This is a genomic window from Capnocytophaga sp. FDAARGOS_737 (assembly GCF_009730375.1).
Taxonomy (GTDB): Bacteria; Bacteroidota; Bacteroidia; order Flavobacteriales; family Flavobacteriaceae; genus Capnocytophaga; species Capnocytophaga leadbetteri.
The window spans coordinates 2,177,802-2,203,779 of record NZ_CP046316.1 but is presented as its reverse complement, the minus strand read 5'-3'; the positions used below and the strand labels follow the sequence as shown (position 1 = coordinate 2,203,779).

Annotated in this window: 24 protein-coding genes, 1 other RNA gene and 1 pseudogene; 15 read left to right on the top strand and 11 right to left on the bottom strand. The window is 40.6% G+C overall.

Annotation, left to right across the window (positions count from 1 at the left end; translation table 11 throughout):
- Positions 1–6: 6 nt before the first annotated feature.
- Positions 7–834: a universal stress protein gene (locus FOC45_RS09665; RefSeq protein ID WP_009389528.1), complete on the bottom strand. Its 828-nt coding sequence runs from the start codon at positions 832–834 to the stop codon at positions 7–9.
- 415 nt (positions 835–1,249) lie between these two features.
- On the opposite strand from FOC45_RS09665, the pseudogene FOC45_RS12250 reads away from it, so the two are divergent.
- From FOC45_RS12250 to FOC45_RS09630, 7 genes and pseudogenes are all read left to right on the top strand, one after another.
- Positions 1,250–1,417 (top strand): annotated as a pseudogene (locus tag FOC45_RS12250) (IS1595 family transposase); the annotation flags it as partial.
- 4 nt (positions 1,418–1,421) lie between these two features.
- On the top strand, positions 1,422–1,694 hold the full coding sequence (locus FOC45_RS09655; protein ID WP_084063406.1) for a PIN domain-containing protein: 273 nt from the start codon (positions 1,422–1,424) through the stop codon (positions 1,692–1,694).
- Positions 1,695–1,790: 96 nt separating this feature from the next.
- Complete coding sequence (locus tag FOC45_RS09650) at positions 1,791–2,000, top strand: hypothetical protein (protein WP_155846661.1); 210 nt, start codon at positions 1,791–1,793, stop codon at positions 1,998–2,000.
- 117 nt (positions 2,001–2,117) lie between these two features.
- Positions 2,118–2,774, top strand: coding sequence for a leucine-rich repeat domain-containing protein (locus FOC45_RS09645; RefSeq protein WP_009389526.1), 657 nt, complete (start codon positions 2,118–2,120; stop codon positions 2,772–2,774).
- Positions 2,775–2,808: 34 nt separating this feature from the next.
- Entirely contained in the window at positions 2,809–3,675 is an 867-nt protein-coding gene (locus FOC45_RS09640) for a hypothetical protein (RefSeq protein WP_009389525.1), read from the top strand.
- Positions 3,676–3,681: 6 nt separating this feature from the next.
- Positions 3,682–4,443: a hypothetical protein gene (locus FOC45_RS09635; protein WP_009389524.1), complete on the top strand. Its 762-nt coding sequence runs from the start codon at positions 3,682–3,684 to the stop codon at positions 4,441–4,443.
- Between the two features lie 13 nt (positions 4,444–4,456).
- On the top strand, positions 4,457–4,915 hold the full coding sequence (locus FOC45_RS09630; protein WP_034539352.1) for a hypothetical protein: 459 nt from the start codon (positions 4,457–4,459) through the stop codon (positions 4,913–4,915).
- Positions 4,916–5,087: 172 nt separating this feature from the next.
- Here the strand turns inward: FOC45_RS09630 and FOC45_RS09625 are convergent, their stop codons facing one another.
- Positions 5,088–5,633 carry a tyrosine-protein phosphatase gene (locus FOC45_RS09625; protein ID WP_009389522.1) on the bottom strand — a complete coding sequence of 182 codons (546 nt, stop codon included), beginning with the start codon at positions 5,631–5,633 and terminating at the stop codon, positions 5,088–5,090.
- A gap of 92 nt (positions 5,634–5,725) precedes the next feature.
- Here FOC45_RS09625 and FOC45_RS09620 point away from each other — a divergent pair, with 92 nt between their 5' ends.
- From FOC45_RS09620 to FOC45_RS09590, 8 genes are all read left to right on the top strand, one after another.
- Positions 5,726–6,010, top strand: coding sequence for a hypothetical protein (locus tag FOC45_RS09620; protein ID WP_034539294.1), 285 nt, complete (start codon positions 5,726–5,728; stop codon positions 6,008–6,010).
- 445 nt (positions 6,011–6,455) lie between these two features.
- Complete coding sequence (gene rimP, locus FOC45_RS09615) at positions 6,456–6,923, top strand: ribosome assembly cofactor RimP (RefSeq protein WP_009389521.1); 468 nt, start codon at positions 6,456–6,458, stop codon at positions 6,921–6,923.
- 10 nt (positions 6,924–6,933) lie between these two features.
- On the top strand, positions 6,934–8,166 hold the full coding sequence (gene nusA, locus FOC45_RS09610) for a transcription termination factor NusA (RefSeq protein ID WP_009389520.1): 1,233 nt from the start codon (positions 6,934–6,936) through the stop codon (positions 8,164–8,166).
- Positions 8,167–8,270: 104 nt separating this feature from the next.
- Positions 8,271–11,132, top strand: coding sequence for a translation initiation factor IF-2 (infB, locus tag FOC45_RS09605; RefSeq protein WP_009389519.1), 2,862 nt, complete (start codon positions 8,271–8,273; stop codon positions 11,130–11,132).
- Positions 11,133–11,261: 129 nt separating this feature from the next.
- Entirely contained in the window at positions 11,262–11,972 is a 711-nt protein-coding gene (locus FOC45_RS09600) for a hypothetical protein (protein ID WP_009389518.1), read from the top strand.
- Between the two features lie 22 nt (positions 11,973–11,994).
- On the top strand, positions 11,995–12,705 hold the full coding sequence (locus FOC45_RS09595; protein ID WP_009389517.1) for a LytTR family DNA-binding domain-containing protein: 711 nt from the start codon (positions 11,995–11,997) through the stop codon (positions 12,703–12,705).
- A 37-nt stretch (positions 12,706–12,742) separates the two neighbouring features.
- A complete protein-coding gene (locus FOC45_RS12005; protein WP_009389516.1) occupies positions 12,743–12,919 on the top strand; it encodes a CAL67264 family membrane protein in 177 nt (58 codons plus the stop codon).
- A gap of 54 nt (positions 12,920–12,973) precedes the next feature.
- Positions 12,974–14,548, top strand: coding sequence for an NADP-dependent glyceraldehyde-3-phosphate dehydrogenase (locus tag FOC45_RS09590; protein WP_009389515.1), 1,575 nt, complete (start codon positions 12,974–12,976; stop codon positions 14,546–14,548).
- Between the two features lie 48 nt (positions 14,549–14,596).
- Here the strand turns inward: FOC45_RS09590 and FOC45_RS09585 are convergent, their stop codons facing one another.
- The 9 genes from FOC45_RS09585 to murD all read right to left on the bottom strand — a co-directional run bounded on the left by FOC45_RS09585 (position 14,597) and on the right by murD (position 25,469).
- The gene (locus tag FOC45_RS09585; RefSeq protein WP_009389514.1) at positions 14,597–17,302 is read right to left on the bottom strand and encodes a calcium-translocating P-type ATPase, PMCA-type; all 2,706 of its coding nucleotides are present in this window, start codon (positions 17,300–17,302) and stop codon (positions 14,597–14,599) included.
- An 88-nt stretch (positions 17,303–17,390) separates the two neighbouring features.
- Positions 17,391–17,794: a transfer-messenger RNA gene (ssrA, locus tag FOC45_RS09580) on the bottom strand.
- A 93-nt stretch (positions 17,795–17,887) separates the two neighbouring features.
- Complete coding sequence (locus FOC45_RS09575; RefSeq protein WP_009389513.1) at positions 17,888–18,493, bottom strand: thymidine kinase; 606 nt, start codon at positions 18,491–18,493, stop codon at positions 17,888–17,890.
- Between the two features lie 4 nt (positions 18,494–18,497).
- On the bottom strand, positions 18,498–19,481 hold the full coding sequence (locus FOC45_RS09570; RefSeq protein WP_009389512.1) for a DUF3078 domain-containing protein: 984 nt from the start codon (positions 19,479–19,481) through the stop codon (positions 18,498–18,500).
- Between the two features lie 64 nt (positions 19,482–19,545).
- A complete protein-coding gene (locus FOC45_RS09565) occupies positions 19,546–21,240 on the bottom strand; it encodes a 1-deoxy-D-xylulose-5-phosphate synthase (RefSeq protein WP_009389511.1) in 1,695 nt (564 codons plus the stop codon).
- Between the two features lies 1 nt (position 21,241).
- Positions 21,242–21,778, bottom strand: a complete 537-nt coding sequence (locus FOC45_RS09560) for a CopD family protein (RefSeq protein WP_009389510.1) — start codon at positions 21,776–21,778, stop codon at positions 21,242–21,244.
- A gap of 2 nt (positions 21,779–21,780) precedes the next feature.
- Positions 21,781–22,797 carry a ferrochelatase gene (gene hemH / locus FOC45_RS09555; protein WP_009389509.1) on the bottom strand — a complete coding sequence of 339 codons (1,017 nt, stop codon included), beginning with the start codon at positions 22,795–22,797 and terminating at the stop codon, positions 21,781–21,783.
- A gap of 80 nt (positions 22,798–22,877) precedes the next feature.
- Positions 22,878–24,122 carry an FtsW/RodA/SpoVE family cell cycle protein gene (locus FOC45_RS09550; RefSeq protein WP_009389508.1) on the bottom strand — a complete coding sequence of 415 codons (1,245 nt, stop codon included), beginning with the start codon at positions 24,120–24,122 and terminating at the stop codon, positions 22,878–22,880.
- 12 nt (positions 24,123–24,134) lie between these two features.
- Entirely contained in the window at positions 24,135–25,469 is a 1,335-nt protein-coding gene (gene murD / locus FOC45_RS09545) for a UDP-N-acetylmuramoyl-L-alanine--D-glutamate ligase (protein WP_009389507.1), read from the bottom strand.
- Positions 25,470–25,978 lie beyond the last annotated feature (509 nt).

Genomic DNA, 25,978 nt, shown 5'->3' with positions numbered 1-25,978 from the left:
AGATGTTTACTTTTCTAACTTGATAGTAAGTACAGGGGTATCGGAGTGGTTAACGAGGTCGCTACTGATACTGCCATTGAAGAAGTGTGCGATACCTTTACGCCCGTTAGGGAACATACAGATAAGGTCTATCTTGTTCTCTTTTACGTAGTTGAGTATACCGGTTTCTACCCTAATATCATTATACACGTGGGTTTCGAAATGCTGACGCGCGTGGTTAGCCTCGCTGAGGAACTCTTTCATACGATGATTGATTTCGTGAGTGGTGAGGAACTGGTATGGAGTATTGACATACACCAAATCAATCTTGGCGTTGAAGAGTTTAGCAAAGGCTACTGCTTTCTCGAAAGGTTTTAAGAAACGCTTAGAGAAATCGCAGCCGAACATAATGTGCTTAATCTTTAGTTTTTCGTGCGGATTTTTGATAACCAATACCGGAACAGTGGCAGAGCGGATTACCTTTTCGGCATTAGAGCCTATAAATAGTTCCTTAGCCCCAGAGGCACCATTAGAGCCCATAAACACAAGGTCGATATTGAATTTTTTCACTATCTCGCCTACTGCTTCAGGAAGTGGCGATGTTTCTACCAAGTCGATGATTTCTACTCCTGTTTCTAACTCTTTATGCAGGTCGGCAAAACGCTGCTTGGTGAGGTTGAGGAAGTACATCGCTTCGGGCACAGATACTTGGCTCTCGGTCATCAATCGTATAGGTAACTCGATGGCGTGTAGCAAGTATATTTTAGATTTGTGTTGCTTAGCTAAGCCTATGGCTACGTGTAAAGAGGCAATAGACTTTTCAGAAAAATCGGTGGTTACTAAGATGTTTTTCATAAGACTCTATTTTTTAGTTATTAATTTCGTGGTAAAGGTACGACTTATTTTTATAACTTCCAAATTTTTTCTAATTTATTTTTTTTCTATTTTTTTGATGATTGGTAGATATTTGTACTTTGGCTATTTTTTTTGTTTATCCTATATCGTTCCTATATCGTTCCTGTATTGTTTGTATATCGGAGGTAAAGGGGAGGGGGCTATAGTATGTTTTTCTGCTTTTCTTTCAAAAGAGAAAATAAAAAGTTTGAGGTGCCAAAGTATTTTCATATATTTGCACTCTGAAAATTAATGTATTATGGAATTATTTAAGGGACAAAGTTTCTTAGAGTTTACTGAACGCTTTAAAACAGACTTAGATTGCGAAGAATACTTAGCTTCCATAAAATGGGAAAAAGGGTATTGCTGTCGCAAATTACGAGGTATATATTCTTGGGTTTCAGAGTTTAATATAGACCGCTATTTAGCGGAATACAGTTTTAGAATCAATCGCTCACAAAGCAAAGAGACTATCTTTAACAAATTAGTGAAAAGAATTGTAGAACGTTCTCCCGTTTTCCAAAGTCAATTAGTATGTAGCTAAATAGATACCTCAAAAAACAGAATTCTATAATATTTTAAAAGAGTTTGTTATTCTTACTTCTAAGGATATAACGGAGGCAAACCTATTAAAAGCAGAAAAAATAACTAAAGATATATATGTAGACGATATTCCTTTCATTGCCTTTCATTTACAATACAAACATAAAATATGGTCACTAGACAAGAAACTTATTTCAGGTCTGACAGAAAAAGGTTACGGACATTTCTTTATTTCTACCAATGAAGTAAGAAAATACCTTTACAAGAAAAAGAGCTAAAAAATAATCTCTAAAAAATTTTGTTTATTTAAAAAATTATTTGTAATTTTGCCTTGTCAATTAGGTTAATTCTGAACAAAAAATAACCTTGAAACTATGAAAAATAGTATTTTTATAGCACAAAATGATAGGGTCCAAGCAAGCAAGCAAGCAAGCAAGCAAGCAAGCAAGCAAGCAAGCAAGCAAGCCAGCAAGCCAGCAAGCAAGCAAGCAAGCCAGCAAGCAAGCCAGCAAGCAAGCAAGCAAGCAAGCAAGCCAGCCAGCCAGCAAGCCAGCCAGCCAGCCCTTATTATGCACTGTAACTAACACAGCTTACGCACGCGCGTATACAAAATTTTTGACATAAGCAAACCTGCTTACGAAATTTTTTCGTGAGTAGGTTTGCTTTTTTTTGATATAGAGTAATCAAAATAAATAATAGAAATGAAAAGAATTTTTTTGACAATAATAGTAGTGCTGGGAGTATTGGCTATTAATAGTTGTGGGAGTAATATTTCTCCTAATGATTATGAACTAAGTGAAGATGGAAAAACGCTTGTTAAATGGCTTAACGAAGAGACAGTTTCTATAAATATGGAAAAAGACAAAGTTCTTAAGAATGTTACAGCTATAGGAAAAATAGCTTTTGCAGGTAAAAAGAAATTGGTATCTATAGTATTTCCTAAAGGATTAATAGATATTGGTGAATCAGCTTTTGAAGGATGTTCTAAATTAGAAAGTATAGAGATACCTGAAGGAATAACAGTAATACGAGAAGAGACTTTTATGGATTGTAGTTCATTATCTTCTGTTAGGTTGCCTAACAGTCTGATAAAGATAGAATCTTTAGCCTTTAGTTTTTGTGAAGAATTGTCAGATCTTGTTATCCCTAAAAATGTTGAAGAACTTGGCTCAGATTGCTTTAATCCTTGTAGAAAATTAACAACTATTACGTTTGAAGGAGAAAAACCACCTTTTATTAATGGGGCGTTTAGAGAAGGAATTTTGAAAAAGGTATATGTGCCAAAACATAGTGTAAATCTTTATAAATTTGCATACAGAGATAGTTATTTTGATAAAATAGTAAGAGAAAAACCATAAAAACAAGAAATAAAAAATATAAAAACTTAAATAAATGAAACATATATTGATAATTGTTGTTAGCTTTCTAATAGGAAGTACCTTTGTGAATGCACAGTATAAGAAATCGGATATGGAAAGGTTTAATATTAAAGGTCATTATCCTAATTCTGTTCCTTTTAAGGATTTCTATAGTACTATTGAAGGGACTATACCCGATATACCCTCCCCATATAATATAATAAATGCACAAGGGGAAGGCTATAGAGCTCAAGTAAAAGATGGATTTCCTTATGATTTTGATGAAAATGGCAATGTAAAGTATTGCGGATATGCAAATAAAGGTGCTAAGATGACTTATGAAGGAACAAATGAAATAAGGCGAATAACATCAGATGAATATGGAGATGCCATAATAGAATATAAGTATAATGATAAAGGAATTATTATAGGTAAAAATATTCTAAAAGAAGACTATATGTCAAAAGAATACAAAATAGATTGGGAAAGTAAATACATATATGATAACAAAGGAAATATTGTAATTGAAAAATTTAGAGATTATTCATTAAATTATGGAGAAGAAGATGAAAGTGGAGAATTTAGATTTGAATATGATGAAAGGGGTAACCTAACGAAGGCAACTATACAAGAACTCGTGGAAGGAGGTGTTTTTGTATATAACTACAAATATGATAAGAATAATAATCTTTCAGAATGGTCTTCTGATGGAAATAAAGTAGAACTTAAATATGATGATAAAGGGAATGTCATTTCTGTAATAGGACAACTTGGTTATGAACTTGTAGAATATACATTCAAATATGCTTATGATGGAAAAGGAAATTGGAAGACAAAATATGCTTATGACGGAGGCAAATTAGTTGGAAAAGTTACAAGAGTAATTTGGTATAATGAGTAAAAGAATATGAAAAAGATAAAATATTTATTACTATTAATCCTAATAGGTTGTTTTACAGATATATCAGCACAAATAGTTACTCAGAAAAAGAAAATGAGTTCTATTACTAAAAGAGAATTAATAGGAACAACAGATTGGGACAGAATAAAAAAGGAAATAAAAGATGAATTTATAGAGTTTACAAAAAAAGGAGAATTTGAGAAGACGGAAGAATATCAAGAAAGAATGCAATATATAAAAGAAGCTATAGAAATGATTGCTCAAGAAGTATTTGTAAAATTTGTTAGTGAACCAATATTTATGGAACCTATAAAATATGATGCAGATACAGAATTATATACAATTAGAATATCTAAAAATTATCAGTTAAACTATCAAAAAAAGGATTTAGGGTATACGAATTTAGTTTTTCCTACTATACTGAGAATAGATAGAGATACAGCGCAATATTATATTTCCACTAAATGTAGTATAACAGATTATTATTATAACTATAGTCTTGATTTTGGAGATTTTATATTTTTTGAAGGGTATATTTTACCAAAGAGAATACAAATAGGAGGTAAAATGTATGAAACAGAATTATATGAATCATATCTTAAAAACTGGAATATTGGAAAAGATGAAATAGTAGCTAATATTTTAAAAGATAAAAATACTCATAATATCATTATAAGTGATTTAGAACTCAATACAAATGATTTGGGATTGTCTAAATATTTTCCAGAGGTATACAGATTTAAAGTTCCAAAGATAGAGAATGAATAAAAATTTAAAGAATATGAAAGTAATATTATTACAAGGAAAGGGTAATAGTGGTAAAACAAGACTTTCTAATAAAATTGATGAATGGTTGTTACAAAATGGTTTTGTAGAAGAGTTTAAGAAACTTGATCCTAATAATGAAAATGCTTCTCCTTACCAAAGAGATTTTTGGGCTATCTATAATAAGAATATAGAGGGTAGAAATGTAAGAGTTTTTCTTAATTCTTGGTCTGATATGAGGACTGTTATCAATACTTTCCGGGATATTTATAAGGAGAATAAAAAGGATGGATATGACATCCTAATTACAGCTATACGTTCAAAAAGTAATCCGCGTCTATATGAATGGACAAGGGAGGTGTATATCAAAGAATTTCCTAAAATAGAAGAAAACATCTTAGATTTAGATACAAGACCACAAGATGCTGGGTATTGGTTAGGAAAGTTCATTTCTCTTTTTGAAAGTCTACTCTGATACTATTTTTATAATATAGTCTTAAATACTAAAATATTGCAATAATATTTTAAAAACCAATAAATTGTGTCTCTTCAAAAATCAGTTTTGTTAGGAATTAGCTTAACCAGCGTTAGGGTAGAGACTCAATTTATTGCGTCTTAAAGGATTAGAGTTTTTCACTTTTCATTTTTCACTTTAAAAGTTCTCTTACTTCCTTCACAGTCTCTTCAGTAAATAGTGCTTCCAAGTTTTTCCAGATGCTATGATAGGCATAGGTACCTTGGAGCATTTCTTTTTTAGCTGCGGCGATACTCCAGCCGTGGTAGATAATACGATACATAGCTACCATAATCCCAGTACGATCAGCACCATGGTAGCAATGGATAAGTACTGCCCCTTGCTGTTGTGCCTTACGAATACGTTGTAGCACTTGGGCGATATCCTTGAGGGTGATACGCCAAGTAAGTAGTGGGTGGTTGATAAGGGTAATCCCATCAGTGAAGTAGAACTCCTTTCTATCTTTGGAACGAGTGAAATATCGCAGGTTGATAATGGTCTTGATAGGCGTACGCTTAATGACCTCCTTATTAGCCTTAACCAACTGTTCACTGCGATAGGGCAAACTATCCACTTGGTATAGATTTGCCTGAGAATGCACGACAGTAGCAGGAGTTTGTCCCCATATAGGTAACAATGGCAGTAAAAATAAAAAGAACTTTAGAGTAATTTTTGTCATAATCTTTATTTCTTTTTACAAAAAACAATAATAAAAATCTATTGAGGTGTCTAAATAATTTTATATATTTGCACTTTGAAAATTAATGTGTTATGGAATTATTTAAGGGACAAAGCCTCTTAGAGTTTACTGAACGCTTTAAAACAGACTTAGATTGCGAAGAATATCTAGCTTCTTTAAAGTGGGAAGATGGATATTGCTGTCGCAAATTACGAGGTATATATTCTTGGGTTTCAGAGTTTAATATAGACCGCTATTTAGCTGAGTATAGTTTTAGAATCAATCGCTCACAAAATAAAGATACTATCTTTAACAAATTAATGAAAAGAATTGTAGAGGGTTCTCCCGTTTCCCAAAGTCAATTAGTATGTAGCTAAATAGACACCTCAATAAAAAGTTTTGTGTATTTCAAAAAATAGTAGTACTTTTGCAGCGATATAAAAAAGAGAAAGGCAGCAAGGAGTTGCGACCTCCCGCTGCCTGCCCGTTAATATCTGATTTTAAACAAGAATTTCTTTTTAGAAATCTGTATTAAGATAAAAACGGGTTTGAATCTAAATCGTATCTTTAAATTCATACTTTCCTCTTTATTTATCACAAAACACCTGCCCGTTTTGCATAGGCACCTTTGACTTTCAAAGGTGTTGCAAAAGTAAGGGATGCTAACGATTTTAGCAAAATTTTAACATTAGAAATTAGGGTTGCTTGCAATAGCGAGCAACCTTTTTTCTGTTTTTTCTTGTTATTTCAAAAAAACTTCGTATCTTTGCACCGAATTTTAACTGTTGGAGGGGACGTTTGAGTCCCCTCTTTTTATAGAAAATGAATTTTAAAGACCAAGTTAAAGCCTTAGTAGACAAAGCCTTAGAAGCTACTCCGACGCTGTTTCTCACTGACCTAAAAGTGTCGGCTGACAACGCTATCACCGTGGTAATTGACGGCGATAACGGGGTGGGAATTGACGATTGTATCGCCTTAAGTAGGGCTGTAGAAGCGCCTTTGGATGCTGAAGGGGCTGATTTTTCGTTAGAAGTAACTTCGTTTGGGGCTACTGAACCTTTTGTGCTACCTCGTCAGTACGCTAAAAATGTGGGTAGAACCGTGCAAATAACCACTACCGATGGCAAAGTGCAAGAAGGGGTGCTAAAAGGCGAAGCAGACGGAGTGGTAACCCTTGAAACTGAAACACGTGAGCCTAAACCTGTAGGCAAAGGCAAAATAACAGTGAAAAAAGAACATTCTTTTGCCTTATCAGATATAAAAGAAGCTAAAGTAATCATTAAATTTTAATTGAACGTATATGAATAGTCTTGAATTAATCGAATCTTTCTCGGAGTTTAAAGATGACAAACTGATTAACCGCGAAACCCTTATGGCTATTTTGGAAGAGGTTTTTCGCAATACCCTAAAAAAGAAATACGGCTCTGACGATAATTTCGACATCATTATTAACCCCGATAAAGGCGACCTACAAATATTCAGAAACCGCATAGTGGTAGAAGATGGTGCTGTGACCAATGACAACCAAGAAATTGCACTATCGGTAGCTAGAAAAATAGAACCTGACTTTGAAGTAGGTGAAGATGTTTCAGAAGAAATTAAAATTAATGACCTTGGTAGACGTGCTATCTTGGCACTACGCCAAAACTTGATTTCTAAAATTCACGAATACGACAGCACGACTATCTACCGTAGATTTAAAGACCTTATTGGACAGATAGTAGTGGCTGAAATTCACCATATTAGACACAAAGCTATCATCTTATTAGACGATGAGGGCAATGAGATTATTCTTCCTAAGGAAAAGCAAATCCCTTCGGATTTCTTTAAGAAAGGGGAACACGTGCGCGGTATTATAGAATCGGTAGAACTTAAGAGTACGAAACCTACTATTATTATGTCGCGTACCTCGCCTATTTTCTTGCAACGCCTTTTTGAGCAAGAAATTCCTGAGATTGCCGATGGTATCATCACGGTGAATAAGGTGGTGCGTATACCTGGTGAAAAGGCTAAAGTGGCGGTTGATTCGTTTGACGAGCGCATTGATGCTGTAGGGGCTTGCGTAGGGGTACGCGGGGCTCGTATACACGGTATCGTACGCGAGTTGGGCAATGAGAATATAGATGTGATTCCGTTTACGAACAATGTTTCGCTGCTTATTACTCGCGCTTTGGCTCCTGCGCACGTAACTTCGGTTACCCTTAATGAAGAAGAGAAACGCGCAGATGTGTTTTTGCCTAATGAAGAGGTATCGAAAGCGATTGGTAAGTCGGGGTACAATATACGCTTGGCAAGTCAGCTAACTGGCTATGAGATAGATGTGTATCGCGAAGGGATTACCGATGAGGATATAGAACTCACTGAGTTTGACGATGAAATAGAGGGGTGGATAATAGAGCAATTGCACAATGCAGGGCTTGACACTGCTAAGAGTGTATTGGAGCTTACCCCTGAAGAGCTAATGACGCGTACTGACCTTGAAGAGGAAACTGTAAAGGAAATACAACGTGTATTGGCTGAAGAATTTGAATAATATTGCGAGATGGGCAGAGGGTTGCCTGTTTTGAAGTCTCACACAAGGGGGCGAAAACAATTGACGATTAGCAATTGATCATTGATAATTATTAAAAAAAATATATGAGCGAGGGAAAAACAATAAGAATAAGCAAGGTTTTGAAGGATGTGAACATCTCTTTGAGTACGGCAGCAGAAGAACTCAAGAAGCATAAGAATATTGAGATTGATGCCAGTCCTAACACTAAGATTTCAGAAGAGGCGTATCAATTCCTTTTAAACAAATTTAGTGCAGATAAGAGTAAGCGCGCCGTTTCTAAAGAAATAGTAGAAGACAAACGGAAAGAGCGTGAGGCAATACGTATAGAGCAAGAGAAGGAGAACCAAGAGAAACGCCGTCAGCAAGAACGAGAGGTTATTAAAGCCAAAGGACACTTAGCGGGTCTGAAGCCTGTGGGCAAAATAGACTTAGATGGTGGTAAAAGTGCTGCTGAGAAACCAGCGGTGGCTGCACCGGCACCTACTCCTGCAGAGACAGTAACCCCTACGGCTACTGATGCCCCTACGGCTGCTGCTCCTGCTAAAAAAGAAGAAGCGCCAACCTCTGATTTGTCCGCTAAAAAAGACCACAAAGAGGGTAAAGAAAAGGACAAGAAAAAAGATAAGGAAAAAGACCGCAATCAGGCTGCTCAGAAAAATAAAACTGTGTATCAGAACCCGCTCATTCAGTCAGTTGCCCCTCCTAAGAAAAAGGAAAACGCTCTTAAGCACAAAGAAGAATACACCCCCGAAGCTCCTATAGGAATCATTGAAACTCAGTACCAAAAACTTACAGGTCCGAAGGTAGTGGGTGAGAAGATTGACCTCAGTCAGTTTGAGAAAAAGAAGAAAAAGAAGAAGAGAAGTAGAGGTAAGGATAAAGAGAAAGACGCTCAGACAACTACTGTTGCTAACGCTGCTAACGATAGCGAAAAACGCAAACGCAAACGCATACGCAAAGATGAGCCTAATGCCGCAGCAGCAGGCAAAGGCGACAGCGCTAAGAAAGAGAAAAAAGCTAAAATATTCGCTAAAATAGAGCCTACCGAAGAAGAGGTACAAAAGCAAGTACGCGAAACCCTCGAACGCCTACAAGGCAAGACTACCAAATCAAAAGGGGCTAAATACCGCAAAGAAAAACGAGAAACTCACCGCCAAAAGGTAGAACAAGAACTCGCAGAACAAGAACAACAAGAGAAAATCTTGAAGCTAACGGAGTTCGTAACCGTTAATGAGTTGGCTACGATGATGGATGTGCCTATCAATAGGGTTATAGGGGCTTGTATGACGCTTGGTATTATGGTGACGATGAACCAACGCCTTGATGCTGAAACGCTTAGCATAGTGGCTGACGAGTTTGGTTTCGAAGTAGAATTTGCTACTGCTAATATTGAAGAGGCTATACATATAGAAGAAGATAAGCCAGAGGATTTGGTACCTCGTGCGCCTATCGTAACGGTAATGGGACACGTAGACCACGGTAAGACCTCGCTATTAGACTATATACGAAAAGAAAATGTGATAGCTGGCGAAAGTGGAGGTATCACTCAGCACATAGGTGCTTATGGGGTGAGACTTGAGAGCGGTGAACGCATCACTTTCCTCGATACCCCAGGACACGAAGCCTTTACGGCGATGCGTGCTCGTGGTACTAAGGTTACTGACATCGCTATTATAGTGGTAGCTGCCGATGACGATGTGATGCCGCAAACTAAAGAGGCTATCAGCCACGCACAGGCAGCGGGTGTGCCTATCATCTTTGCTATCAACAAAATTGATAAACCTAACGCTAACCCTGACAAGATAAAAGAACGCTTGGCGGGTATGAACCTTTTAGTAGAAGAGTGGGGCGGTAAGATACAGTCGCAAGACATTTCGGCTAAGAAAGGTATTGGCGTACAAGAATTGTTAGAAAAAGTGCTTTTAGAAGCTGAGGTACTTGAACTGAAAGCTAACCCTAATAAGGCGGCTATCGGTACCGTAGTGGAAGCGGCTCTTGATAAAGGACGCGGGTATGTATCGACCGTACTGGTAGAAAACGGTACGCTGCACGTAGGAGACTATGTGCTAGCAGGTACTAACTCGGGCAAAATACGCGCTATGCACGATGAGCGCGGCAAGAAAGTGAAAGAAGCAGGGCCTTCTACCCCTATCACTATTTTGGGCTTAGACGGCGCTCCGCAGGCGGGTGATAAATTCTATGTGTTTGAAGACGAAAAAGAAGCTAAACAGATAGTGGCTAAACGCGCACAACTACAGCGCGAACAGTCAGTACGCACTCAACGCCACATCACCTTAGATGAGATAGGTAGACGTATAGCATTGGGCGACTTTAAGCAGCTGAACATCATTTTGAAAGGGGACGTAGATGGTTCGGTAGAAGCTCTTACCGATTCATTCCAAAAACTCTCTACCGAAGAGATACAAATCTCGATTATACACAAGGGAGTGGGTGCTATTACCGAATCGGATGTGCTCTTGGCTTCGGCTTCGGATGCTATCATCATAGGCTTCAACGTACGTCCGATGACAAACGCTCGTGCTTTGGCAGAGAAAGAATCGATAGATATACGTACTTACTCAATTATCTATGATGCTATCAACGACCTTAAAGACGCTATGGAGGGTATGTTATCGCCTGTATTTAAGGAAGAAGTAACCGGTACAGTAGAAATACGCGAGCTCTTCAAGATATCGAAAGTGGGTACGATAGCCGGCTGTATGGTGACTGACGGTAAGATATATCGCAATTCTAAAATCAGACTTATACGCGATAACGTGGTGATTTACACCGGAGAGTTATCTTCGCTTAAACGCTTCAAAGACGATGTGAAGGAAGTGAGCAAAGGTTACGACTGCGGATTGCAAATTAAGAACTACAACGATATTCACGAAGGTGATGTAATAGAAGCCTACCAAGAGGTGGCAGTGAAGAAAAAACTGTAGTATAAAAATACCTAAATAATAAAGGCTGTACAAGTATTCGCTGTACAGCCTTTATGTTTTTAACAAAAAAAACTTGCACTCTTGTTTTCTTTTCTTAATTTTGCATTAGAAATTATAAAAGATTGAACTATGAAACGTTTTGTTTTAATACTGCTTTTTTGGGGCTTGCTTCCCTTTTTGGCTATAGGGCAAAACGCTCCTACTGATGAAGCTACCCAAGCGCCTGAAAAATACTATGCCATAGAGCAGGAGCCTAAAGTACAGTTAGAGAAAGGAAAAGAGAAATCAGACCTTGCAAATGACTATATCCGAGAACAGGAGAAAGAAAATAGTTTTATAACAAAAGTAATACTACTTTTATTCTCAATGATAAGTTTTATCACTTACTTATTAGGGTATAGACCCCTTAAAAAGATAGTAAATGACCCTAACCTTTCTGTTTATCAAAAATATGTACAGCTAAAAGAAAGCAACTCAATGTGGGGCTGTGTAGGCTGTTTATTTTCTATTTTATTTCCTCCTTTCCCGTTAGGTATAATCTATTTTCTAATGGTGAGAAGGCTCAGAAAGCAACAACTCTCTGCTATGGTATGCGAGAAGTGCGGAGAGAAAAACTCTCAGCAGGTTAGCAGACAAAATGAAGGAAGTGTTATAAACTATTTTTTCATCTGTCGTAAGTGTGGGCATATACATCAGGAGAGCATAAAAAAGGCTGTACGTTCTAGTTCACAAACAAGTAGCAAATCAAGCAGAAAGGACGACTCGTATGGCAGTAGTAGTAGTTCGTATAACAGAAGTAGTAATTCATATAATAAATCATACAGAAGTGGTAAATTTTGATCTTTAAAAACACGCATAACCGATGGCAATCAGTTGTATCATAGTAGATGATGAACCAATGGCACTACAGCTATTAGAAAGCTATGTGCTAAAAACTCCTTTTTTAGAGTTGGTGGGTAAATATACTAACGCAATAGATGTGTTGCAATACTTCTATGAAGGTGGCGACGCAGAACTGATATATATGGACATACAGATGCCAGAACTAACAGGGCTCGAGCTCTCTAAAAAACTGCCCCCCCACACGCGTATTATCTTTACCACTGCCTTTGACCAATATGCTATAGAGGGGTATAAAGTGAATGCCATTGGCTATTTGCTGAAGCCTTTTAATTACTTAGAGTTTTTAGAAACGGCAGAAAAGGCGATGTTATTGGCTTCTGCGCCTGCGGAAAAAGCGGCTACGCAGGATTATATGTTTGTAAAAGCTGATTATAAGCAAATAAAAGTGCCTTATAGCGATATTCTTTACATAGAAGGTCTTAAAGATTATGTAAAGATATACCTTACTACCCAACCACAGCCCTTAGTGACCCTACTGAGTTTGAAGAAATTAGAAGAGCAGTTGCCCGCAGAGCGGTTTATGCGTGTGCATCGCTCATTTATAGTCGCCTTAGACAAGGTGCAAGTGGTAGAACGTAGCCAGATAGTATTCGGCAACCAACGCATAACGATAGCCGATGCTAACAAAGAGGCTTTTTTGCAACGAGTGAGAATTAATTCAGAAAATTGATTTTGTATAACCAACAGAATAAAAGAAAGAAATAACTATGAACAAAAATACAGTATTAGGCTGGGCTGCCTTGTTAATGGTAGTCGTTGGCTTTATTCTTATAGGACTTGCTGCTTTCAAATACAACGAAATAGCAGGTTGGGGCTTTGGCACGGTAGGCATTGGCTTTTTTGCCATTGCGTGGGTGTTTAACGCTCTGAAAGGAAGAGTATAACAATTAACTGATTTGCCAATTAGCCAATTGGTAAAATCAAATAAATTAATAAAAATGAATATTCCAGAACAATTTCAAGTAAAGCCTTTTAGGCAAGAAACGTATTTAATAAATGGCGAGTTGAGGAAGTGGGAAGGAGAGTTTGCTAACATTTACTCCACTATTTCGTCTACAGAAGCCTATGCGCCTACGCTTTTGGGTAGTGTGCCTGCTTTAGGTGAACAAGAGGCATTAGAAGCGCTTCATTCAGCTACCGATGCCTATAACAAAGGCAAGGGACTTTGGCCTACGATGAAAGTAAAAGACCGTATTGCGGTTATGCTTAAATTCGTAAAACAAATGGAAAAGCAACGCGATGAGGTGGTAAAACTAATGATGTGGGAGATAGGCAAAAGCCTTGACGACTCGCGCAAGGAGTTTGACCGTACAGTAGAGTATATCTACGATACCATCAATGCTTATAAGGAGCTTGACAACCAGTCCTCTAAATTCGTGCAGCGCGATGGAGTGTACGCCCTTATTAGACGAGGTCCATTGGGAGTGGTACTTTGCTTAGGTCCTTATAACTATCCGCTTAATGAAACCTTTGCGCTTATCATTCCTGCCCTTATTATGGGTAATGCGGTTATCTTTAAGCCTGCTAAGCACGGTGTATTGCTATTTACACCGCTTTTAGAAGCCTTTCAAAACTCTTTCCCTCGTGGCGTGATAAACATTCTCTACGGTCGTGGACGCTCAGTAGCGCCTCCTATTATGCAGAGTGGTAAGGTAGATGTATTGGCGCTAATAGGCAACAGCAAAACCGCTATTGCCCTACAAGACCAACACCCTAACAAAAACCGTCTGCGCCTTGTATTCGGGTTAGAAGCTAAGAACCCTGGGGTTATACTACCTGATGCTAACTTAGATTTAGCAGTAGACGAATGCGTAAAAGGAGCACTTTCTTTCAACGGACAGCGTTGTACAGCCTTGAAAATACTATACGTACACGCCAAGATAAAAGATGAGTTTATCAAACGCTTTGCTGAAAAAGTAGATGCTCTTAAGTTTGGTAATCCTTGGGACGAAAAGGTGGCGCTTACGCCGCTACCTGAGGTAGAAAAACCTGCCTTTATACAAGAACTTATAGATGATGCTCTTGCTAAAGGAGCTACTATACAAAACAAGAAAGGAGGAGAACGCACTGATAACTTTATATTCCCTGCGGTACTCTACCCTGTATCGAAAGAGATGCGAGTGTACAACGAAGAGCAGTTTGGCCCTTTAGTGCCCGTTAAACCTTTTTCTAATATCAATGAGATTATCGATGAAATATCAGAGTCTAAGTACGGACAGCAGATAAGTTTGTTTGGAGAAGACCCTCAAGAACTCTCGCCTCTTATTGATATGTTAGTGAATATGCTCTGTAGGGTAAACCTTAATAGCTTATGCCAAAGAGGGCCTGATGTATTTCCTTTCACAGGACGTAAAGACTCAGCAGTAGGTACTCTTAGCGTACACGATGCTTTGCGCTCTTTCTCTATTCGTACCTTTGTGTCATTCCAAAACAATGAGTATAACGACCGTATAGTAGAGAATCTGCTGCGCACAGGAGCTTCTAACTTCATCAATACAGATTTCATACTATAAACAAAAAAGAGCGTGTAAAAACGCTCTTTTTTATTACATCATTTTTGTTTATCTCTTTATTAACCTAAGCAATTCGCCTATCCATAGCACTAAGCTAGTAGCGGCAATAATTAAGCACCAATCAGTTAGGAGTAAGGGGGTAACACTAAACATCGCTCCGCCAAAGGTGGTAATCACTACCTGACCAATGATAATAGCCGCTGCTATCATTATAAAACCTTGACTCTTATCTATTTCGGCAAAGGCACTCCTGCCGGTGCGATAGGCTTTGGCGTTGAACATATTCCAGAATTGAAGCATCACAAAGATAGAAAAGAAAAGCGAGAGCTCATAAGCTGATAATCCGTTTTCAAAACTTCCGAAGTGGAAGAAATTAGCGAAATAATCAGTGATACTAAACTGAGTGAGGCTTGTAATGTCTTCATTCTTAAAGTACTGTATAAATCCGAAGAGCAGCAATACAAACAGTCCACCAACTCCGAAAATGCCACGCGCCATTTCTTTAGTGATAATGTTGGCTTTACGCTGACGCGGCGGGTCGTTCATCACACGCTGGCTTGGAGGCAGAGAGGCAAGAGCTAAGGCAGCAAAGGTATCCATTATGAGGTTTACCCATAGCATCTGAGTGACCGTTAGAGGCGATTGTACCCCTAAAAACGCTCCGAAGAGTACAATGATACAGGCAGCCACATTTATAGTCATTTGGAAGAGGATAAACCGCTGAATATTTAGGTATAATGAGCGCCCCCACATTACAGCTTTGCCTATACTGCTAAAAGAGCTGTCTAAGATAGTGATATCACTGGCTTCTTTGGCTACAGAGGTGCCATCACCCATAGAAAGTCCTACTTGAGCAGCTTTTAGGGCAGGGGCATCATTAGTGCCGTCACCTGTTACGGCTACTACCTCGCCGCGCTGCTGTAGGAGGTTCACTAAGCGGGCTTTATCGAGAGGTCGGGCGCGCGAAATAACGCGTAGGTGAGGAATACGCTCTAAGAGTTCAGTATCATTCATCGCAGCAAATTCAGCTCCTGTGATGTGGTTGATATCGCTACAACTTTCGTCCCAGAGTCTTATTTGGCGTGCTATTTCTTTAGCTGTGCCAGGGGTATCGCCAGTTACTATCTTCACTTGTATGCCTGCGTGCATGCACTCTTCTATAGCAGCAGGTACATCAGCCCTTACAGGGTCGGCAATAGCTGTGATGCCGATAAACTGCAATCCGTTGTTTACTAACTTTCCGTTTTCTGAAATAACGGTTTTAGGGTCGTCAATTACCTTGTAGGCAAAGCCTATGGTACGCATAGCTTGCTGTTGGTATTGTAATAGTTTGCCCTCGAAGTCAGTTTGTGAAATGGTTGAGCAGAACTCCCCGCCCTCGTGGCAGAAAGTCATCACTATTTCGGGAGCACCTTTTACATACAATATATTTTTGCCCAAAGCGGCTGAGCGTACCAACGTTGCCATATATTTGCGTTCGGTAGAAAAAGTGAGTTGCTGTATCACTTCGCACTCTTCGCGTATGGGTAGATAATTTATGCCTTTGCCATAGAGCCAAAGCAATAGGGCACCTTCGGTAGGATTGCCCAATACGGTAGGCTTTTCTTGAGCTGAAAAATCTAAATAAGCAGTAGAGTTTACCGCCATTGATTCGGCAATGAGCTTTTCATCGGCAGAAGGATTGAAATACGTTTCGTAGATGGTCATTTGGTTTTGGGTGAGGGTACCTGTTTTGTCGGTGCAAATAACGGTAGCTGCCCCCATTGTTTCGCAAGCGTGCATCTTGCGCACAAGGTTGTTAGTAGCCATCATTCGGCGCATACTATAGGCTAAGCTCAGAGTTACACTCATCGGCAGTCCCTCAGGGACGGCTACCACTACCACAGTGATAGCAATCATCACAGTATTAAGAAGATAACCGCCGAAATCGACCCAATCGATAGCACTTAAGCTGTGCGATGGATTATGAAAATAGAGAAATAAACGCCCTACTAATACTAAGGCAGCAATTGCGTAACTAATGCGGCTGATAAGGCTTGCTAGCTTGTGTAGCTGTTCGTCTAAAGGCGTTTTTACTGAACTGTCTATCTGCACGCCCTCGAACACTTTGCCGTATTCGGTGGTATCGCCTACTTTCTTTACTTCTATCACTCCGTGTCCATCGGCTACTGAGGTGCCCCTACACACATAGTTAGAGGGGTAAGTGGCATCAGCCTCAAAGTCAGCGGGGTCAGTAGTTTTATGTACGAGAGGTTCTCCTGTTAGGGTTGATTCGTTGATATGCAGTGAGATAGCCTCTAAAAGCTCTCCGTCGGCAGGCACTTCTTCACCTGTTTCTAAAAGAACAATATCGCCTACAACAATGTCTTTTTTGAGCACCTGTGTTACGCGTTCTTCGCGGATAACTTTATAGTATATATCATCATTTACTTGGTTGAGGATTTCGAACTGCTTATTGGCTTTTACTTCAAAGTAGAATGCTACTCCTGTAGCCAAGAAGATAGCAAAAAAGATTCCTACTGGTTCTAAGAAAGCATTAAAACCTTCGCCTAAGGCAAAAAAATCATAAGCCGAGACACCAAAGGAGCAGGCTAATGCTACTAAGAGAATGAGGATAATAGGGTCGGACAGTTTTTCTAAAAACTGTTTCCAGAGGGGTACACCTGCTACTGATGAGAAGGAATTAGCCCCGTGTTGGGCGCGACTTTCGAGTACTTGAGCCTCGGTAAGCCCTTTGTAATGATGTTTTGCCATAAATAATATTAGCTTTAATAGTAAGAGGACTAAAACCTAAATTTTAGTCCTCTCTTTTTGTATAACATTTAAAATACAATATAAAATGAAGTGGAGTCGGAGAGAATCGAACTCTCGTCCAAATAAGTCATCAAAAGGCTTTCTACATACTTAGTTTTTGTTTGATTTTCGTCGCAAAGCTGACCAAAAACCGCCCACTTTGCGCTTAGCTTCTTAATAGTTAAGAACCGTTGGCAGAAGCGAACCGCAGGTTCAATGTTGACTTTTATGGTGCCTCTATACGAACCGCCGTCAACAAGGGCTTTTCAGAGATATCTCGCTTCCTTACCTTGTAAGGACTTAGCCAGCAGTCTTACTAAACTTCAGACTAGGCAGCAAGAGCGTAGTTATTCTCGCCATTTAAAAGTTTGAAATAGATATTATCGAGCATTCATTTCACAGCTCGGTATGCTTACCATTCAATGTCACCTACTGTCAAAACCGGTCGACCCCAAATGATTATTGGTTGTGTTTCACATAAAAACACGCTGCAAAGGTACAAAATATTTTTTAACTACCAAATTTTAGATTGTTAGTTTTTGGTCGTTAGAGGTTAGTTGTCTTTTGAGCTTCGTCTTTGGCTCTTGCTTTTATAAAGGCGGCTCGACTTAGTGGTTCGTAGCTCTCGGATTCGCCTAACATACGCTGACTATCGTTAGGCACTTTCCTAAAACTGTAGTTAGCCAGATGCCCCGTGCGGGTACACACGGCATGCACCTTAGTGACGTATTCGGCTGTCGCCATTAGGTAGGGCATAGGCCCGAAAGGATTGCCTTTGTAGTCCATATCGAGTCCGGCAACTATTACTCGTACTCCTCTGTTAGCCAAATCATTGCATACATTTACTATCTCATCGTCAAAAAACTGAGCTTCGTCAATGCCTACTACATCGCAGCCGTCAGCAAGGAGCAAAATACTCGCCGCAGCCTCTACAGGGGTAGAGGGGATTTCAGTGGCGTTGTGCGATACGATGTTAGTATCATCATAACGCGTATCAAAAGAGGGTTTGAATATTTCTACTTTTTGCTTAGCAAACTGAGCACGGCGCAATCGGCGTATGAGTTCTTCAGTTTTGCCTGAGAACATCGAGCCGCAGATAACCTCTATCCAGCCTACCTCTTCGTGATTATGTATGTTGTTTTCTAAGAACATTTTTTTAGAAAGTATAAAGTACACCTACCCCTAACAGCTGCTTGAACTGGGTGCGAGCACCATAGTGATGCGTCTGTCCTTGAGGGTCTTTGTATGAATAAAATTTTACGTCATCGTCATATTTGAGGTGAATGCCCAAGCGCGCTTGCACATAGTTATTCACCTTTAGGCTTAGCCCTGTTTCCCAATCTATATCGATATTACCAAATTTCTCTAAGTAATCGCCATAGATAGTGAAGTTAGTGTTTAGGGTGATGTTATCCATTACTTTCTTCTCCCAACGGCCTGAGGCAGAGAAACCTAACTCAGATACTGTCTTCTTGCCTTTTTCTACCCCGAAAGCACCTTCGTCAGACAGGCGTTTGTCTAACACCATAGTGGTTTTGAGGGTCATAGGTGATAAGAAAAGGTTGAAATTGATATGGGTAGGAGCGTATTCGGCACCCAAACCGAGTGTAAAATAAGCAGGGGCAAAGGGTTTAGAGATAGCATCATCTACATTAGGGTATTTATACCCGTTGCTGATTTGGGTAAGGAATTGTGCTCGTGCTGTGTAGTACCAAAACGAATGTGAACTACCGCGATAGCCAAATGAGGAGGTTAGCGATACCTTGTCGTCTGTTTTGCGCACTTCGCGTCCTTTTTGGGCGTTGATACCATAGTTGATTTCTAAATCGTTGTCCCAAAAGAAAGTTTTTTCGTTATAGCGGCGGCGGAATTTGCCGTTCATAAGTCCTGAAATAGAGTTTTCGCCCCCTGCACTCCAGTTAGAGAAGGTTACTTCGCTCATATTCAGTGTTACTTGGTTGAACTTGAACCACTTTTCTTGTTCGCGTTTCACTCGGTTGAAAGTGAATTTTAACGCGTTAGGGTCTTGTAGCACTTGTATAGGAGTTGTTTTTACCGGAGCGGTACGCGTTTTGGCTTTGCGCACTTGCCCAAAAGCGGTAACAGTAGTAAGTAGGAGAACGATAATGATTTTTTTCATTGCTGCATCTGATTGCTGTTAGTTTTACCGCTGCAAAGGTATAAATAATTTGCCAATTAGCCAATTAGTCGATTAGCAAATGTGCCAATTTTCTTAAGGCAGCTACAGAGCCGTGAGGCATAAAAACATCGGGTAAAGTGATGATTTTTAGAGGAGTAGTGTAGTTATTAGCCGCAGCAAATTCGCTAACAGCACTGCCTAAGCCTCCTGTACTACCTTCTTCAATAGTAACGACTTTTTGGTAGTGGGTGAATACGTGGTGCAGCAAAGCCTCGTCTATCGGTTTTAAGAAACGCATATCGTAGTGGGCGTACTGTTCTGGGACTTCACTTTGGCGTATTTGTTCGGCTACAAGGTCGGCTATAGTGCCAATGCTGAGTACGGCTACTTTAGTACCTTCTTTTAGTTGGCACCCTTTGCCAATAGGCAGTGCCTCAAAAGGTTGTGCCCAATCGGTTTGTGAGCAACGCCCACGTGGGTAGCGAATGGCGATAGGATGGGGTAGGGACAGCTGAGCCGTGTAGAGCAGCTGACGCAATTCGGTAGCATTGCGCGGTGACGCAATAATAAGATTAGGAATAGGACGCAAAAAAGCCATATCAAACACTCCGTGATGGGTAGCTCCGTCTTCGCCTACCAGCCCAGCGCGGTCGATACAAAATACTACTGGTAGGTTTTGTAAAGCCACATCGTGTATGAGTTGGTCGTAAGCCCGCTGTAGAAAAGTAGAATAGACGATGCAGTAAGGTATAAACCCACGCGCTGCCCAGCCTGCTGCAAAGGTTACGGCGTGCTGTTCGGCTATGCCTACATCAAATACTCTGTCGGGGAAAGCCTGCTGTAGAGAAAGCAAGCCGCTACCGCTGCTCATCGCAGGGGTAATGGCTATAATTTTAGGGTTTGAACGAGCTAATTCGGTGAGAGTTTGCCCTACTACCTCTTGATATTTAGCAGGTAGGGTAGGGGCTTCGGGAAGCGGTTCGCCTGTGGTCTTATCGAATAGGGCAGGCGAGTGGTAACGCACTTGCTCGGCTTCGGCTTTAGCAAACCCCTTGCCTTTGGTGGTTACTACGTGCAGTAGTCGCACACCGCAATCGTTTTTTTCAGCCTTTAAAGCCTCGATAAGAGCAGGTAAATCGTGTCCGTCAATAGTACCTTTGTACTTGATGTGCAGGTCGCTGAAGAAAGTTTCGCGAGCCCCTTGTCGTAGAGAACTGAAGTAGTCTTTGAGAGCCCCTACAGTGGGGTCGATGGCCATAGCATTATCGTTGAGGATAATGAGCATATTGGCATCGGTAGTGCCTGCGTGGTTGAGGGCTTCGAATGCCATACCGCTTGCTATGGCTGCATCGCCAATTACGGCTATGTGTTGGCGCTGGGTGTTACCCTCTAAGGCTGACGCAAGAGCCATCGCCAATACGGCAGAGAGCGAAGTAGAGGAGTGCCCTGTGCCGAAAGCATCGTACTGGCTTTCTTCGCGCTTAGGGAAGCCGCTGATGCCGCCCTGCTGGCGTATGTGTGCAAAGGCTTCGCTTCTGCCTGTCAGCAGTTTATGGGCATAGCATTGGTGACCTACATCCCACACAAGTATATCATCAGGAGTATCAAACACATAGTGCAGGGCGATAGTGAGTTCGACCACGCCCAAACTTGCCCCCAGATGACCGCCGTGCGCTGCGATAACCTCTATGATGCGGGTGCGCAACTGCTCGGCCAACGCTGGCAACTCTTCTACAGGTATGTGTTTTAAATTCTCCAAATTATTTTCTATTTACTAACTTCACTATCAGCATAATAAGTGCCCCCATAGCTACAAAAGCCAGTAGGGCAAAATACCAATAGGTAGTAAATAAGGCTTTGAGCACTACTGCAAAGACAACCACGAAGAGGATAAGAGTGGCTACCTCATTGAGCATACGCAATTGTAGTGAGGTTAGGGTAGCCTGTCCTGCCTGTAGTCGCTTCATTATGCGCCACGAGTAGTAGTGATACCACAGCAGTATGCCTATAAATAGCAATTTGACGTGCATCCAGCCAAACAAAAAGTAAGCCCAATCCATTAGGTAGAACATATAAATACCTGTAACCGACATAATTATAAGGGCAGGTACGGTGATGATGTTCCACAGACGTTCCTCCATAAAGCTAAACTGTCGGTGCAATATAGAGCGTTCGGGTTCGTCTTTTTCTAAGGCTTCGGTATGGTAGATGAACAATCGCACCATATAGAAAATACCAGCGAAGTAACTCACCACAAAGATAATGTGTATCGCTTTTGTAATTGAAAATAAATCCATTATTAGTCGTTATTAATCCATTGAGCAAGGGCTTTTGCCCATAACTCACTATCATTTAGACAAGGTATGAGTTTGAAACTTTCGCCTCCGTTTTCGACAAAGGTTTTGCCGCCTACCATCTCTATCTCTTCTAAAGTCTCTACACAGTCAGCAACAAAGGCAGGGGTGATGACAGCTAAGCGTTTCACTCCGCTCTGCGCAAGGGCTTTGATACGGTCGGATGTGAAAGGGGTAAGCCATTTGTCGGCACCTAACCGCGATTGAAAAGAAATAGAATACTTATCCTCAGGTAATTGCAAGGCTTCAGCCAACAGGCGGGTAGTCTCGAAACAATGACTTCGGTAGCAATGCGCTCCCTCCTCGCTATAAGCATCGCAACAGCTTTTGCCATCGACTATGTGCTTATGGGCAGGAGTAGGCGAGGTTTTGTACAGATGTCGCTCAGGCACTCCGTGATAAGAAAAAAGCAGATGGTCGTAGGGGTAATTGGCTAAGATAGGGCGTGTTACGCCTGCAAGCGCCTCAATGTATTCTTTGCGGTGAAAGAAAGGGGCGAACTTATGTAGCACCATTTGTGGGTAGTGCTCGCGTATGAGTTTTTCAGCTAAAACTTCTATGGTTTCGCTGGTCGCCATAGCATATTGAGGGTATAGCGGTATGAGGAGTACTTCAGTAACCCCTTGCTGGTGTAAGGCAGCCAAGCCCTCGCTGATGCTGGGGTTGCCATAGCGCATTGCCATTACCACTGGTACTGACACTTGCGCTTGCACTTTGGCGGTTAGTCGCTTGCTGATGACAATCAGCGGTGAGCCTTCTTCCCACCATATTTTTTTATAGGCTTCGCTAGTTTTTGGTGGACGTACGTTGAGGATAATACCACGAACGATAAGATAGCGCAACCAGTATGGATAATCAATAACGCGCTCATCCATCAAAAACTCTTTTAAATATCGTTTGATGTCTTTGACCTCGAACGAATCGGGAGAGCCTAAATTTACAAGTAAAACTCCTTTTGGCATTTTAGTATATTAATAGCGGGCAAAGGTACGAATAATTTGTCAATTTGCTAATTTGTCGATTTACAAATCGGTAAATCGTCTCATTTCGTCTTTTGTTTTTCGTCTTTTGTGATTTTAATAATATTTTCGGCTAATTCTTCCTCGACATCGGCTTCGGGCTTGTCTTTTTCCATTTTGCCGTCTTTGCGTTTGCGAGCACTGACTGAAAGAATACAGCCTAAAGCTAAGCAGGTCATCCAAATGGAAGTACCCCCACTACTGATGAGCGGTAAGTTCTGTCCGGTGACAGGCATTAGCTCTACCGCTACCGCCATATTGATGATGGCTTGTAGCATTATCGGGATACCTAATCCTAAAGCTAATAGCTGTCCAAAGAGGGTGGCCGCCTGCTGGGAAATCACTACTAACCGAAATAGCAAAATAAAATAGAGTGCCATAATGAAAAGGGCGCCCATTGACCCGTATTCTTCGGTGATGATAGCGTAAATAAAGTCAGATGAACTCTGAGGGAGGAAGTTTTTCATAGTGCTCTTGCCAGGCCCTTGCCCTACAATGCCTCCTTTGGCAATTGCCATTTTGGAGAGTTCAACTTGGTATACCTCTTTTTTGTTTTCGTCTTGGGCAAAATAGGAATCTATTCGGCTTTCCCAAGTGGAAAAACGGCTAGGAGCAAGGTCGGGGAAGGCTTTTGCAAACAAGAATAGAAGTCCGCCTAACGCTATGCCAATACCCGCAATATAGAGCAGATACTTAAACGGATATCCCCCCAAGAAAGCCAATAGCACCACCGAAAAGACGATGATAAGGGCTGTAGAGAGGTTGGCAAAGACCACTAAGGCAGTAATACCAGCCACTGGCGTCCAGAGGGGTAACAGGCTGTCTTTGAAGGTGATTTTCTTGTCATGATTTTTAGCCAAATAGGAGGCTACATAGACCATAAGCACTATGAGGGCAAAGGCAGAAGGCTGAAAAGAGAAGCCTAACACGTTAATCCACCGACTGGCGTTCGCCTCTTTAATAGTAGTGCCGGTAAAAATAGCCATAAGCAGTAGTCCTACAGATAGGAGAAGCCCTAACCTAGAGGCAGGGCGGAAAAAGCGATAGGGAATCTTATGTACAACAAAAGCAGTGGAGATACCCAAGCCTACAAAGAAAAAGTGCTTGAAGAAATAGCCTGCTGTGGTAGTGCCTGTGCGCACTACGTACTCGAGGTTGCTACTGGTGCTATACACCGCTAATGACGAGATGAAAGCAAAGATAACAATCAGCGCCCATAACGTCTTATCGCCTTTGATATTTTTGGCTATCCAATCAATCACAAACATTGGCTGCGGGTATTAGAGTTTAGCTACTGCAGCTTTGAACTGATCGCCACGGTCTTCATAACTTTTGAAAAGGTCGAAGCTCGCACAAGCAGGTGATAACAATACGGTGTCGCCAGCGGTAGCAAAGCGTTGCGCCATCTTTACAGCCTCTTCCATAGAACGGGTTTCTACCATATTGTCGATGACATTGTAAAAAGACTGTAATATAGGGGTATTGTCTACGCCTAAGCATACTATGGCTTTTACTTTTTGATGTACGTAAGGTAGCAGAGAGTTGTAGTCATTGCCTTTGTCTTGTCCGCCTACTATCCATACGATAGGGGTTTTGATAGTGTCTAAGGCGAAGTACACTGAATTGACGTTGGTAGCCTTAGAATCGTTTATATAAGTTACGCCCTCAACGACTTTCACCTCTTCTAAGCGGTGTGCTGCCCCTTGGAACCCTTTGAGGCTTTCGCGTAGTGATGCGTTGCGGATGTTTACTAAGCGCGCCGCTACTGCTGCCGCCATAGTATTTTTGATATTGTGTTTTCCTTTTAGGCTTATTTCTTCTACGTCTATTACAGTGGTTTGATTCTCTAACATAATATGTATTTTGTTGTCTTTTAAGAAAGCTCCTTCGCTCAGTTCTTTTTCGATTGAAAAACCTATACACTTAGGTTTTAGGGGGTGGGTGGTGAGCCAGTCGTTTATCACGGGGTCATCGGCATCGTAAATAAAGTAATCGTTGGCAGTTTGGTTCATAGCAATGCGAAACTTAGAGGCTATGTAATTCTCAAACTTATAATCGTACCTGTCTAAATGGTCGGGGGTAATGTTGAGCAACACGGCTATATGGGGTGCGAAATGCTCAATGCCGTCTAACTGAAAGCTGCTGATTTCGAGCACATAATAAGGCGGATTGCTATGGGCTACCAACTCGGCAAAACTATAGCCTATATTGCCCCCCAAGCCTACTTCTAACCCTGCTTGTTTGAAAATGTGGTGGGTGAGTAGGGTGGTGGTGGTCTTGCCATTGCTGCCGGTTATAGCTACAATGGTACTATGGGTATATTGGCTGGCGAACTCTATTTCGGAAATAATAGGTATCTGTTTTTCGCGTGCTTTTTTGATGATGTCGGCCTTATCGGGGATGCCGGGGCTTTTCATTATGCAGTCGGCAGCGAGTATGCGGGCTTCGTCGTGAGAGCCTTCTTCGTAGTCGATGTTTTGGCGGGATAGGATGTCGCGGTATTGGGGTTTTAGGGCGCCTCTATCGGATAAGAAGACGCTCCAGCCCTTTTGTTTGGCTAAAATAGCGGTACCAACGCCGCTTTCGCCACCGCCTAATATTACTAAACGTTTCATTTTAATGGGTGTTTAGAGAACTTTTTGTTTGGGTTGCAAAATTACAAAATAAATAGGAATGCACAAATTTTTTATTTGGATTTAACAGTGCGAGCCGCACGGGCAGAGAAGTGAGACGGGTGATTGTTCGGTCTTCCTATAGTGTTCCTATATTGTTCCTATAGTGTTTTTGTGTCGGTGGTAAGGGGATTTTTTTCTGATTTTTGAATTTTCTGATTGATAAATTGGTGAAATGTGTAAAAAATCTATAGCCTTAATAAAACTGTTATGAATTGTTAAAGTTTTGTATAGGAAAAGTTAAAATATAGGGTGCTTATAGGTAGGTTTTATAGGGTGAAATGTGCTGTAAATAGGCTGTATAGTATTGATAATAAAAAAGTTGTGTAAGTATTATGAGATATAGTAATAGGGAGGGGGAGGTGAAATGAGAGTCTCTGATTTTAACATTTGATAAAAAGGTGTTTGGCTATGTCGGCAATTATGTGTACTTTTGTGCATTAAAGTATTAT

Excerpts from the sequence above, each read along its gene's own strand:
- FOC45_RS09665 (WP_009389528.1), bottom strand. The coding sequence starts at position 834 with ATGAAAAACATCTTAGTAACCACCGATTTTTCTGAAAAGTCTATTGCC.
- FOC45_RS09650 (WP_155846661.1), top strand. The coding sequence starts at position 1,791 with ATGAAAAATAGTATTTTTATAGCACAAAATGATAGGGTCCAAGCAAGC.
- FOC45_RS09645 (WP_009389526.1), top strand. The coding sequence starts at position 2,118 with ATGAAAAGAATTTTTTTGACAATAATAGTAGTGCTGGGAGTATTGGCT.
- FOC45_RS09640 (WP_009389525.1), top strand. The coding sequence starts at position 2,809 with ATGAAACATATATTGATAATTGTTGTTAGCTTTCTAATAGGAAGTACC.
- FOC45_RS09635 (WP_009389524.1), top strand. The coding sequence starts at position 3,682 with ATGAAAAAGATAAAATATTTATTACTATTAATCCTAATAGGTTGTTTT.
- FOC45_RS09630 (WP_034539352.1), top strand. The coding sequence starts at position 4,457 with ATGAAAGTAATATTATTACAAGGAAAGGGTAATAGTGGTAAAACAAGA.
- FOC45_RS09625 (WP_009389522.1), bottom strand. The coding sequence starts at position 5,633 with ATGACAAAAATTACTCTAAAGTTCTTTTTATTTTTACTGCCATTGTTA.
- FOC45_RS09620 (WP_034539294.1), top strand. The coding sequence starts at position 5,726 with ATGGAATTATTTAAGGGACAAAGCCTCTTAGAGTTTACTGAACGCTTT.
- rimP (WP_009389521.1), top strand. The coding sequence starts at position 6,456 with ATGAATTTTAAAGACCAAGTTAAAGCCTTAGTAGACAAAGCCTTAGAA.
- nusA (WP_009389520.1), top strand. The coding sequence starts at position 6,934 with ATGAATAGTCTTGAATTAATCGAATCTTTCTCGGAGTTTAAAGATGAC.
- infB (WP_009389519.1), top strand. The coding sequence starts at position 8,271 with ATGAGCGAGGGAAAAACAATAAGAATAAGCAAGGTTTTGAAGGATGTG.
- FOC45_RS09600 (WP_009389518.1), top strand. The coding sequence starts at position 11,262 with ATGAAACGTTTTGTTTTAATACTGCTTTTTTGGGGCTTGCTTCCCTTT.
- FOC45_RS09595 (WP_009389517.1), top strand. The coding sequence starts at position 11,995 with ATGGCAATCAGTTGTATCATAGTAGATGATGAACCAATGGCACTACAG.
- FOC45_RS12005 (WP_009389516.1), top strand. The coding sequence starts at position 12,743 with ATGAACAAAAATACAGTATTAGGCTGGGCTGCCTTGTTAATGGTAGTC.
- FOC45_RS09590 (WP_009389515.1), top strand. The coding sequence starts at position 12,974 with ATGAATATTCCAGAACAATTTCAAGTAAAGCCTTTTAGGCAAGAAACG.
- FOC45_RS09585 (WP_009389514.1), bottom strand. The coding sequence starts at position 17,302 with ATGGCAAAACATCATTACAAAGGGCTTACCGAGGCTCAAGTACTCGAA.
- FOC45_RS09575 (WP_009389513.1), bottom strand. The coding sequence starts at position 18,493 with ATGTTCTTAGAAAACAACATACATAATCACGAAGAGGTAGGCTGGATA.
- FOC45_RS09570 (WP_009389512.1), bottom strand. The coding sequence starts at position 19,481 with ATGAAAAAAATCATTATCGTTCTCCTACTTACTACTGTTACCGCTTTT.
- FOC45_RS09560 (WP_009389510.1), bottom strand. The coding sequence starts at position 21,778 with ATGGATTTATTTTCAATTACAAAAGCGATACACATTATCTTTGTGGTG.
- hemH (WP_009389509.1), bottom strand. The coding sequence starts at position 22,797 with ATGCCAAAAGGAGTTTTACTTGTAAATTTAGGCTCTCCCGATTCGTTC.
- FOC45_RS09550 (WP_009389508.1), bottom strand. The coding sequence starts at position 24,122 with ATGTTTGTGATTGATTGGATAGCCAAAAATATCAAAGGCGATAAGACG.
- murD (WP_009389507.1), bottom strand. The coding sequence starts at position 25,469 with ATGAAACGTTTAGTAATATTAGGCGGTGGCGAAAGCGGCGTTGGTACC.